Here is an 11585-nt window from a genome sequence, read left to right on the forward strand (position 1 = left end):
CAGGTAATAAAATCATATATGAAACATCATCGTGTCTGGCTAACGCGATGATGTTAACAATATAAGATAATACTGAGATTGGTATTAATGAAAAATATTCAAAAAATACTGAAATATCATTATATCGTTTTATCAATGTCCCGCTTTCACCAAAAACCCGCTGGCAGGATATGTCGGTGAACAATGACGGCGACGGCGCGCCCATCCCGGCGCATATTGCTGATAAATTACGCGGACGGGAGTTTAAGACCTTTGATGACTTCCGGGAAGCGCTGTGGCTGGAGGTTAGTAAAGATCCGGAGCTCAGGAAGCAATTTAGAAAGAAAAATCTGGAAAAATTGGAAAAAGGGCATGCCCCCTTTTCTCCTGAAAGTGGCCACTACATGGGGCCAAAAGAAGTAATCAAGAAATTCCATATACACCATGATACTGCGATTGAGCACGGTGGTGGCGTTTATGATATTGATAACCTGAGGATTGTCACACCTCGGCTACATGACGAAATTCACTACAGGAGATAACAATGATTAACTTTAAAGAAAAAATTACAGATTATACGGAGGAAGAATTCATTGAGCTTCTTGACGAATTTCTTATGGATACCAGAAAAGATAAGACGCTGAATGGTAATGAATTAGAGGATTATATAGATCGCCTAACAGATCACTTTATTGAAATAACTGAGCATCCATCTGGCAGCGATCTTCTCTTTTATCCAGAAACGGATGAAGATGAGGAGCCTAAAAAAATACTCAATACAGTCAAAGAGTGGCGGCGATCTCAGGGGTTGCCCTTGTTTAAAAACTCTAAGTGAAGCAGGTAATAAAATCATATATGGAACATCATCGTGTATGGCTAACGCGATGATGTTACCAATACAAGATAATTATGTGATTGTTCGTAATGAAAAATATTCAAAAAATACTGAAATATCATTATATCGTTTTATCAATGTCCCGCTTTCACCAGGAACTCGCTGGCTGGATATATCGGTGACCAATAACGGCGACGGTGTGCCCATCCCGGCGCATATTGCTGATAAATTACGCGGACGGGAGTTCAGGACTTGATGAAATTCACTACAGGAGATAATTATGTTTAATTTTAAAGAAAAAATTGAAGATTATACTGAGCTTGAATTTATCGAATTTCTAAGAGAGTTCAGAAAGGCAACGAGGAAAGATCAGTCTTTAAAAGGAAAAATACTGGAAAAATATATTGATGATTTAGTCGATCACCTTATAAAAATAACCGAGCATCCAGCGCAGGGCGATCTTATTTTTTATCCTGAATCACCAGAAGCACGTGAACCTGAAAACATCCTCAAAATCGTCAAAGAATGGCGGCGTTCCCAGAGATTGCCCCTGTTCAAAGACTCAAAGTGAACGAAACATTCATCAACTCCCGGCTGGCGCTTGTCGGACAGGTCAGCCTGGATGTTTGACACCACCATAGCTTCTTCACTCATCCTTCTGTCCTCTGCTTACCCTCTCCTTTATGTTAAATCTACCTCTTCCTGAGTAAACGCAACATTTGTGCAAAGTTACATTTCTGAAACGTTATTTCTGTAAGGTTGTTAAAATGTGGCGTGTTTCATGATGTGAGTCAAAACCTGTATAGACATAAGGTGAATACTTTGTTACTTTAGCGTCAAGAATATGAAATTGGTAAGACCAATTGACTTCGGGCAAAAGGCGTAAGACAGGGAACTATGGCCTACAGCAAAATCCGCCAACCTAAGCTATCCGACGTGATAGAGCAGCAGCTGGAGTTTCTCATCCTTGAGGGGACGCTTCGCCCCGGTGAAAAACTTCCGCCAGAACGCGAACTGGCAAAACAGTTCGACGTTTCCCGTCCCTCCCTGCGTGAGGCGATCCAACGTCTCGAAGGAAAGGGCCTGCTACTGCGTCGTCAGGGCGGTGGAACCTTTGTACAGAGCCGCCTGTGGCAGAGTTTCAGCGATCCGCTGGTAGAACTTCTGTCCGACCATCCTGAATCCCAGTTTGACCTGCTGGAAACCCGTCACGCGCTGGAAGGCATCGCCGCATATTACGCAGCGCTGCGCAGCAATGATGAAGATCGCGCGAGAATGAGCGAGCTGCATCAGGCCATCGAACGGGCACAGCAATCGGGGGATCTTGACGCCGAATCCGACGCTGTCGTCCAGTATCAAATTGCCGTCACTGAAGCGGCACACAACGTGGTTTTGCTTCATCTGCTACGCTGCATGGAGCCCATGCTGTCACAGAACGTGCGCCAGAACTTTGAGTTGCTGTACGCGCGCCGGGAAATGCTTCCGCTGGTCAGCAACCACCGTACTACCGTGTTTGAAGCCATTATGGCCGGTGAGCCGGAACGCGCACGCGAAGCATCGCATCGCCATCTGGCCTTTATCGAAGAGATTTTGCTCGACCGCAGTCGTGAACAGAGCCGTCGTGAACGGTCCATGCGTCGTCTTGAGCAACGTAAGAATTAGTGATTTTTCTGGCAGAACCTGTACCAGAAGATGTTGTACCAACAGCGCCAGGTATTAGAGCGCGGCAACTAAACGCAGAACCTGTCTTATTGCGCTTTCCGGCGAAAACGCAATGGGACAGGTTCCAGACAAATCAACGTATTAGATAGATAAGGAATACCCCCATGTCAGAACGTCTCCAAAATGACGTGGATCCGATCGAAACTCGCGACTGGCAACAGGCGATCGAATCGGTCATCCGTGAAGAAGGTGTTGAGCGCGCTCAGTATCTGATTGATCAGCTGCTTTCTGAGGCTCGCAAAGGCGGCGTCAAAGTGGCTGCAGGTGCAGGGGCCAGCAACTATGTAAACACTATTGCCGTTGAAGACGAACCGGAATATCCGGGTAATCTGGAGCTGGAGCGACGTATTCGTTCTGCTATCCGCTGGAACGCGATCATGACCGTTCTGCGTGCGTCTAAAAAAGATCTGGAACTGGGCGGCCACATGGCATCCTTCCAGTCTTCTGCAACCGTTTACGAAGTGTGCTTCAACCACTTCTTCCGCGCGCGCAGCGAAAAAGACGGCGGCGATCTGGTGTATTTCCAGGGCCACATCTCTCCGGGCGTGTACGCTCGTGCGTTCCTGGAAGGTCGTCTGACTGAAGAGCAGATGAACAACTTCCGTCAGGAAGTTCACGGCAAAGGCCTGTCTTCTTATCCGCACCCGAAACTGATGCCGGAATTCTGGCAGTTCCCGACCGTATCCATGGGTCTGGGCCCAATCGGGGCGATCTATCAGGCTAAGTTCCTGAAATATCTGGAACACCGTGGTCTGAAAGACACCTCTGAACAAACCGTTTACGCCTTCCTCGGCGACGGCGAAATGGATGAGCCAGAATCTAAAGGTGCGATCACCATCGCCACCCGTGAGAAGCTGGACAACCTGTGCTTCATCATCAACTGTAACCTGCAACGTCTTGACGGCCCGGTCACCGGTAACGGCAAGATCATCAACGAGCTGGAAGGCATCTTTGCCGGTGCTGGCTGGAACGTGATCAAAGTGATGTGGGGCGGTCGTTGGGATGAACTGCTGCGTAACGACACCAGCGGTAAACTGATGCAGTTGATGGAAGAGACCGTTGACGGCGACTATCAGACCTTCAAATCCAAAGACGGCGCTTACGTTCGCGAACACTTCTTCGGTAAATACCCGGAAACTGCCGCACTGGTTGCTGACTGGACTGACGAGCAGATCTGGGCCCTGAACCGCGGTGGTCACGATCCGAAGAAAGTCTACGCTGCACTGAAAAAAGCGCAGGAAACCAAAGGCAAAGCGACTGTCATCCTGGCCCATACCATTAAAGGTTACGGCATGGGCGATTCTGCCGAAGGTAAGAACATCGCGCACCAGGTTAAGAAAATGAACATGGACGGCGTTCGCTACGTCCGCGATCGTTTCAACGTGCCGGTAGCCGATGAAGCGCTGGAAAAACTGCCGTACATCACCTTCCCGGAAGGCTCTGAAGAGCACACTTACCTGCACGCTCAGCGTCAGAAGCTGAATGGCTATCTGCCGACGCGTCAGCCTAAGTTTACCGAGAAGCTGGAACTGCCTGAGCTGGCGGACTTTAAACCGCTGCTGGAAGAGCAGAACAAAGAAATCTCCACCACCATCGCGTTTGTGCGTGCCCTGAACGTGATGCTGAAGAACAAATCCATTAAAGACCGCCTGGTGCCGATCATCGCTGATGAAGCGCGTACCTTCGGTATGGAAGGTCTGTTCCGTCAGATTGGTATCTACAGCCCGAACGGCCAGCAGTACACTCCGCAGGACCGTGAGCAGGTGGCGTACTACAAAGAAGACGAGAAAGGCCAGATCCTGCAGGAAGGTATCAACGAACTGGGTGCTGGCGCATCCTGGCTGGCTGCGGCGACCTCTTACAGCACCAACAACCTGCCGATGATCCCGTTCTACATCTACTACTCGATGTTCGGTTTCCAGCGTATCGGCGATCTGTGCTGGCAGGCAGGCGATCAGCAGGCGCGCGGCTTCCTGGTCGGCGGCACTTCCGGTCGTACTACGCTGAACGGCGAAGGTCTGCAGCACGAAGATGGTCACAGCCACATTCAGTCGCTGACTATCCCGAACTGTATCTCTTACGATCCGTCTTACGCCTACGAAGTGGCAGTCATCATGCATGACGGCCTGGTACGTATGTACGGTGAAGCGCAGGAAAACATTTACTACTACATCACCACCCTGAACGAAAACTACCACATGCCGGCGATGCCGGAAGGCGCCGAGGAAGGTATCCGTAAAGGTATCTACAAACTCGAAACCATTGAAGGTAGCAAAGGTAAAGTTCAGCTGCTGGGCTCCGGTTCTATCCTGCGTCACGTACGTGAAGCGGCTGAGATCCTGGCGAAAGACTACGGCGTGGGTTCTGATGTGTACAGCGTCACCTCCTTCACTGAACTGGCGCGTGATGGCCAGGATTGTGAGCGCTGGAACATGCTGCATCCGCTGGAAACCCCGCGCGTACCGTACATCGCTCAGGTGATGAACGACGCACCGGCAGTCGCTTCCACTGACTATATGAAACTGTTCGCCGAGCAGGTTCGTACTTATGTACCGGCTGATGATTACCGCGTACTGGGTACCGATGGCTTCGGTCGCTCCGACAGCCGTGAGAACCTGCGCCACCACTTCGAAGTGGATGCTTCCTATGTGGTCGTGGCAGCGCTGGGCGAACTGGCTAAACGTGGCGAAATCGATAAGAAAGTGGTTGCGGAAGCCATCACTAAATTCAACATCGATGCAGAAAAAGTTAACCCGCGTCTGGCGTAAGAGGTAAGAGAATAATGGCTATCGAAATCAACGTACCGGACATCGGGGCTGATGAAGTTGAAATCACCGAGATCCTGGTCAAAGTGGGCGACAAAGTTGAAGCTGAACAGTCGCTGATCACCGTAGAAGGCGACAAAGCCTCTATGGAAGTCCCGTCTCCGCAGGCTGGCGTCGTGAAAGAGATCAAAGTCTCTGTCGGCGACAAAACCGAGACTGGCGCACTGATCATGATTTTCGATTCCGCCGACGGTGCAGCTGACGCTGCGCCTGCTAAGGCAGAAGAGAAAAAAGAAGAACCGAAAGCCGCCGCTCCGGCAGCGGCAGCGGCAGCGGCGGCTAAAGAAGTTAACGTACCGGATATCGGCGGCGACGAAGTTGAAGTCACTGAAATCATGGTGAAAGTTGGCGATAAAGTCGAAGCTGAACAGTCGCTGATCACCGTAGAGGGCGACAAAGCCTCTATGGAAGTCCCGGCACCGTTCGCGGGCACCGTGAAAGAGATCAAAATCAACACCGGCGATAAAGTCTCTACCGGCTCGCTGATCATGGTCTTCGAGGTGGAAGGCGCAGCACCGGCAGCAGGCGAAGCCAAACCGCAGGTGAAAGAAGAAGCGGCCTCCGCACCGGCAGCCGCGGCGGGCGCGAAAGACGTCAACGTCCCGGATATCGGCGGCGATGAAGTTGAAGTCACCGAAGTGATGGTGAAAGTCGGCGATAAAGTGACGGCTGAACAGTCGCTGATCACCGTAGAAGGCGACAAAGCCTCTATGGAAGTTCCGGCCCCGTTCGCGGGTACCGTGAAAGAGATCAAAATCAATACCGGCGATAAAGTCTCTACTGGCTCGCTGATCATGGTCTTCGAAGTGGAAGGCGCAGCGCCTGCAGCGCCTGCGGCTAAGCAGGAAGCAGCAGCCCCGGCTCCGGCGGCGAAAGCGGACAAACCGGCAGCGGCTCCGGCTCAGAAAGCTGAAGGCAAAACCGAGTTCGCTGAAAACGACGCTTACGTCCACGCGACGCCGCTGATCCGCCGTCTGGCGCGCGAGTTCGGCGTTAACCTGGCGAAAGTGAAAGGTACCGGCCGTAAAGGTCGTATCCTGCGCGAAGACGTTCAGGCTTACGTTAAAGATGCTATCAAGCGCGCAGAAGCCGCACCTGCTGCCGCAGCCGGTGGTGGTATTCCTGGCATGCTGCCATGGCCGAAAGTGGACTTCAGCAAGTTTGGTGAAATTGAAGAAGTTGAACTGGGCCGCATCCAGAAAATCTCTGGTGCGAACCTGAGCCGTAACTGGGTAATGATCCCGCACGTTACGCACTTCGACAAAACCGATATCACCGATCTGGAAGCGTTCCGTAAACAGCAGAACGCCGAAGCTGAGAAGCGTAAACTGGACGTGAAATTCACGCCGGTGGTCTTCATCATGAAAGCGGTCGCTGCGGCCCTTGAGCAGATGCCACGCTTCAACAGCTCGCTGTCGGAAGATGCACAGCGTCTGACGCTGAAGAAATACATCAACATCGGTGTTGCAGTTGATACGCCAAATGGTCTGGTGGTTCCGGTCTTTAAAGACGTGAACAAGAAGAGCATTACCGAGCTGTCTCGTGAACTGACGACCATCTCCAAAAAAGCGCGTGATGGCAAGCTGACGGCTGGCGAAATGCAGGGCGGTTGCTTCACCATCTCCAGCATCGGCGGCCTGGGTACCACTCACTTCGCGCCGATTGTGAACGCGCCGGAAGTGGCTATCCTCGGTGTGTCCAAGTCTGCGATGGAGCCGGTATGGAACGGGAAAGAGTTTACGCCGCGTCTGATGATGCCGATTTCTCTCTCCTTCGACCACCGCGTCATTGACGGAGCCGATGGTGCACGCTTTATCACCATCATCAATAACATGCTGAGCGACATTCGCCGCCTGGTGATGTAATTGAAAAGCCGGCCTGACGGCCGGCTTTTTTCTGGTAATCTCATAAGGTTTGTGAGGTTACTGGTGAAAGCGAGTTTTCGTGAACCGTTTGTTGTTTCAAAATTGTTAACAATTTTGTAAAATACGGGCGGATAGAACGTCCCGGTGGATGAAGGGCGACAGTACCTGGACTGCCGGAAATCAATAAGAGGTCATGATGAGTACTGAAATTAAAACTCAGGTCGTGGTACTTGGGGCGGGCCCCGCAGGTTACTCTGCTGCCTTCCGTTGCGCTGATTTAGGTCTGGAAACCGTAATTGTTGAACGTTACAACACCCTCGGGGGTGTTTGTCTGAACGTTGGCTGTATCCCTTCTAAAGCGCTGCTGCACGTTGCAAAAGTGATCGAAGAAGCCAAAGCGCTGGCTGAACACGGTATCGTCTTCGGCGAGCCGAAAACCGATATCGACAAGATTCGTACCTGGAAAGAGAAAGTTATCACTCAGCTGACCGGCGGCCTGGCAGGCATGGCGAAAGGTCGTAAAGTGAAAGTGGTTAACGGTCTGGGTAAATTTACCGGGGCGAACACCCTGGAAGTGGAAGGCGAGAACGGCAAAACCGTGATCAACTTCGACAACGCGATCATCGCCGCAGGTTCCCGTCCGATTCAGCTGCCGTTCATTCCGCATGACGATCCGCGCGTGTGGGATTCCACCGATGCGCTGGAGCTGAAATCTGTCCCGGAACGTCTGCTGGTTATGGGCGGCGGTATCATCGGTCTGGAAATGGGCACCGTTTACGATGCGCTGGGTTCGCAGATTGACGTGGTTGAAATGTTCGACCAGGTGATCCCGGCGGCGGATAAAGACATCGTTAAAGTCTTTACCAAACGTATCAGCAAGAAATTCAACCTGATGCTGGAAACCAAAGTCACTGCCGTTGAAGCCAAAGAAGACGGTATTTACGTTTCCATGGAAGGTAAAAAAGCCCCGGCTGAACCGCAGCGTTATGACGCGGTGCTGGTGGCGATCGGCCGTGTGCCGAACGGTAAAAACCTCGACGCAGGCAAAGCAGGCGTAGAAGTGGACGACCGTGGCTTCATCCGCGTTGACAAACAGCTGCGCACCAACGTGCCGCACATCTTTGCTATCGGCGATATCGTCGGCCAGCCGATGCTGGCGCACAAAGGTGTTCACGAAGGTCACGTTGCCGCTGAAGTTATCGCCGGTAAAAAACACTACTTCGATCCGAAAGTGATCCCGTCCATCGCCTACACTGAACCAGAAGTGGCATGGGTCGGCCTGACCGAGAAAGAAGCGAAAGAGAAAGGCATCAGCTACGAAACCGCCACCTTCCCGTGGGCAGCGTCTGGCCGTGCTATCGCTTCCGACTGCGCTGACGGTATGACCAAACTGATTTTCGACAAAGAAACGCACCGTGTGATCGGTGGCGCGATTGTCGGCACTAACGGCGGCGAGCTGCTGGGTGAAATCGGTCTGGCAATCGAGATGGGCTGTGATGCAGAAGATATCGCGCTGACCATCCATGCTCACCCGACCCTGCACGAGTCGGTTGGCCTGGCGGCAGAAGTGTTCGAAGGTAGCATCACCGACCTGCCGAACCCGAAAGCGAAGAAGAAGTAATCTTCAGATGTGAAAAAAAGCGGCTGAATCAGCCGCTTTTTTTATGCGTGTGAAGGGGGATTCGCCGGAATCTGGCCTGGAGACAAATACCGGTCAGGACTTCGTATCACAGGCAGTGCGGTGCTCAGGGTTGTACCTGCTGCCATGAGTTATCCAGCGTAAACTGCGTAATGGCTTGCGCTTTGCTTTCTGTCTCCTCCCCCAGGTTCGCCTGATAGACCCTGTCCTGCATATCCACCATAAAACTCATCACGCCGGTCTGACCCCATGCAACGGGCCAGGCGATGAGCGCCACGCCGCTGCCGCTTTCATCCGCCAGAATACGAAAATGATAGCCATGATAGCCGTCGCCCGGCTGGGTATTGCTGAACGCCGGGCCAAGCGGGCTGGGGTTCTCGCCGGGCTGAACCGGCCAGTAGAGACCGTCCTGCTGGCCATCACTGCTAATCAGCTTGTGCGCCCACATTTTCTTCTGCTGAAAATAGTCATGCTCCGCATCCACCCAGGCATGCATGGCCTGGATCGCGCCCAGTTCGTTGCGCCCGATGGTACGGGTCAGGATTTCATCCGCTGCCGCCGGCATATCAAAATGCCAGCCAGCGTCGGTTTTAAGTAGCGGGATGGGCAGCTGCCAGTTTTCATCGCCGACGTTGATATGCGCGGTGTTATTCTGCTGCTCGATGTGGTGATTCACCTTCCAGTCGCGCAAGAAGCGGGCGACGGCCTGCTGATCGACGCCTTCCGGCGGGAAATAACCCTGCCAGTCTTCGCCCAGCAGTTGTTCAAGCGCGGCCCGATCGTGAGAAGCAATGGCTGTCACCAGCGTGTCGGCGGCCTGTTCAGGCGTGCTGAAAGATTGTTGCGCCTGCGCCAGGACGGGCATCAGCAGCATCAGCGCGCCGAGTAGCGTTACTTTTTTCATATTTCTTCCCCTTAATGGCGACGATGTTCTGCGACGCGTTCCCGGATGGCTGAACGCTGTTCACTGCTGAAATGGTTTTCCTGCCTGCGGCTTTCGCTGCCGCGCTGCCGCTGCGACTGCCAGGAAGGGGAGCGGCTGTCATTACCACTCAGCGCGTTGGCGCGGCGCTGCTGAACATTGTCCCGCAGCCGCTGGCGCTGCTCCGGCGTGGCGGAATTCAGGCGTTGCTGAACGTTTGCCCGCGCCTGCTGGCGCTGCTCCGGCGTGGCGGCATTCAGGCGTTGCTGAACGTTTTCCCGCGCCTGCTGGCGCTGCTCCGGCGTAGCGGCGTTCAGGCGTTGCTGAAGATTTTCCTTCGCCTGCTGGCGCTGTTCCTGCGTCGACGAGTTTAGCCGCTGCTGCGCATTTTCCCGCAGCTGTTGACGCTGGTCTGGTGTCGCGCTGGCAAGCTGCGTTCTGGCCGCGCCGCGACTAAGGTTACTGGTGTCATATCCCCGGTAGTTATTTCGCTGCGCAATTTGTTCAAGCTGTTTTGAGGCGGCCTGACGCTGTGCATCCCGGCTGACGCTGGCCGAAGGCTGAGCCGTTTTGCCCTGTAACTGCGAAAGCGCCGCTTGTCGCTGGCCGCCGGGGGCAGCCGTTGCGCTTAACCCTCCGCTGACATTCACCGGATGCGCGTTATTTACATAAGGCACGCCATTGCGATGTGCCGGATTATGCTGCCAGATGCGGCTATTGTCGGTCAGATGCTCGCCGGTGATGCGGTTGTAATTATTGACGTTAATATTGATGTTATCGCCATTATGAATATAACCCCCGCCATGATAATCATGGTCGTCATGATGGTAGTGATCGTCATCGTGATGATGGTGGTCATCGTCGTCGTGATGATGATGATGATGGTCATGATCCCAGTCGATGCTGCTGAACAGCGCGTAGGTCGTTGCCACGCCCAGGCTGTAGCCGAAGCCTTTGACGAAGCTGTCGGCAAACTGCTGTCCCGGCGGCGGCGGCAGATAGACGGGCGGATACGCGGTATTCGGCCAGGTACCGTAGACCGTGGTCGGGTTGTAGGTGGGAACATATACCACCTGCGGATCGGCAGGTTCGATTTTGATTATTGTTGACGGTGCCGAATGGACTACCGTCGTCGTCCTGCTTTCGCCGGGGCTGGTGTCCGCCGTGCTGGCAACGGTCGGTTCACTGGTGACTTTCTGCTGCGGCGTCGATTTCAGCGTGCCTGTCTGCTGTGCCAGCGTGCGCAGTTTTTGTACTGAATCCATCACGTCCTGCGGCTGCGCCAGAAAAGCATTGCCCAGATTCTCAACCCACTGCGGATCCTGGCCCATCAGCGCCATCAGCTGCGGGAAGGCCACCAGCGATTTCACACTGGCATCCCAGGGCTGATTTGCTGCGGCCTGAATGGCGGCGTCCCCCTGTAACGTTGGATGATCCTTCGACCATTGAACCGCCTGAACCACGCTTGCCGGATAGGTGGACGCCATCAACACCTGAGACAGCAGCGCATCAGGATAGAGTGCGATCGGCGCAACCCATTGATCGATTTGCGCAGGAGTAAAGGTTGTCGCAGCAGGAGCCGCAGGAGCAGGAGCCGCAGCAGGCGTTGCTACGGTCTCGCTGGTGGTCGCTGGTTGGCGGCTTTTTACGTATAAAACCCCGGATGCTGCAAATAATCCCAGGCTGCACGCTAATGCGATGACGTGTGGCTTAAACGGCAATGTCATTTTTGTCTCCCGGTATCGATTGATACCCGTCAGTAAAGAGAGCCGCGCCGAATGGCGTAAGCAATGGCGGC

Annotated in this window: 10 protein-coding genes; 8 read left to right on the forward strand and 2 right to left on the reverse strand. The window is 53.4% G+C overall.

Going from position 1 to position 11585, the window contains the following annotated elements:
• Nucleotides 1–176: 176 nt before the first annotated feature.
• The 8 genes from P0H77_RS04715 (at nucleotide 177) to lpdA (ending at nucleotide 8847) form a co-directional block, all read left to right on the forward strand.
• Nucleotides 177–521: an HNH endonuclease signature motif containing protein gene (locus P0H77_RS04715; protein WP_276163798.1), complete on the forward strand. Its 345-nt coding sequence runs from the start codon at nucleotides 177–179 to the stop codon at nucleotides 519–521.
• Nucleotides 522–523: 2 nt separating this feature from the next.
• The gene (locus tag P0H77_RS04720; protein WP_276163799.1) at nucleotides 524–814 is read left to right on the forward strand and encodes a bacteriocin immunity protein; all 291 of its coding nucleotides are present in this window, start codon (nucleotides 524–526) and stop codon (nucleotides 812–814) included.
• 37 nt (nucleotides 815–851) lie between these two features.
• Nucleotides 852–1070 (forward strand): hypothetical protein, encoded by a 219-nt coding sequence (locus P0H77_RS04725; RefSeq protein WP_276163800.1) that lies wholly within the window; start codon nucleotides 852–854, stop codon nucleotides 1068–1070.
• Between the two features lie 24 nt (nucleotides 1071–1094).
• The gene (locus P0H77_RS04730) at nucleotides 1095–1385 is read left to right on the forward strand and encodes a bacteriocin immunity protein (protein ID WP_276163801.1); all 291 of its coding nucleotides are present in this window, start codon (nucleotides 1095–1097) and stop codon (nucleotides 1383–1385) included.
• 326 nt (nucleotides 1386–1711) lie between these two features.
• Nucleotides 1712–2476: a pyruvate dehydrogenase complex transcriptional repressor PdhR gene (pdhR, locus tag P0H77_RS04735; protein WP_103677988.1), complete on the forward strand. Its 765-nt coding sequence runs from the start codon at nucleotides 1712–1714 to the stop codon at nucleotides 2474–2476.
• A gap of 164 nt (nucleotides 2477–2640) precedes the next feature.
• A complete protein-coding gene (aceE, locus tag P0H77_RS04740) occupies nucleotides 2641–5304 on the forward strand; it encodes a pyruvate dehydrogenase (acetyl-transferring), homodimeric type (protein WP_276163802.1) in 2664 nt (887 codons plus the stop codon).
• 14 nt (nucleotides 5305–5318) lie between these two features.
• Nucleotides 5319–7226 carry a pyruvate dehydrogenase complex dihydrolipoyllysine-residue acetyltransferase gene (gene aceF / locus P0H77_RS04745; protein WP_276163803.1) on the forward strand — a complete coding sequence of 636 codons (1908 nt, stop codon included), beginning with the start codon at nucleotides 5319–5321 and terminating at the stop codon, nucleotides 7224–7226.
• 196 nt (nucleotides 7227–7422) lie between these two features.
• Nucleotides 7423–8847 (forward strand): dihydrolipoyl dehydrogenase, encoded by a 1425-nt coding sequence (lpdA, locus tag P0H77_RS04750; RefSeq protein WP_176918029.1) that lies wholly within the window; start codon nucleotides 7423–7425, stop codon nucleotides 8845–8847.
• Nucleotides 8848–8971: 124 nt separating this feature from the next.
• Here lpdA and P0H77_RS04755 read toward each other — a convergent pair whose 3' ends face one another.
• On the reverse strand, nucleotides 8972–9769 hold the full coding sequence (locus tag P0H77_RS04755; RefSeq protein WP_276163804.1) for a DUF2950 family protein: 798 nt from the start codon (nucleotides 9767–9769) through the stop codon (nucleotides 8972–8974).
• Nucleotides 9770–9780: 11 nt separating this feature from the next.
• On the reverse strand, nucleotides 9781–11514 hold the full coding sequence (locus P0H77_RS04760) for a DUF3300 domain-containing protein (RefSeq protein ID WP_276163805.1): 1734 nt from the start codon (nucleotides 11512–11514) through the stop codon (nucleotides 9781–9783).
• Nucleotides 11515–11585 lie beyond the last annotated feature (71 nt).

Origin of the sequence: Superficieibacter sp. HKU1 (genome assembly GCF_029319185.1) — a bacterium.
Taxonomy (GTDB): Bacteria; Pseudomonadota; Gammaproteobacteria; order Enterobacterales; family Enterobacteriaceae; genus Superficieibacter.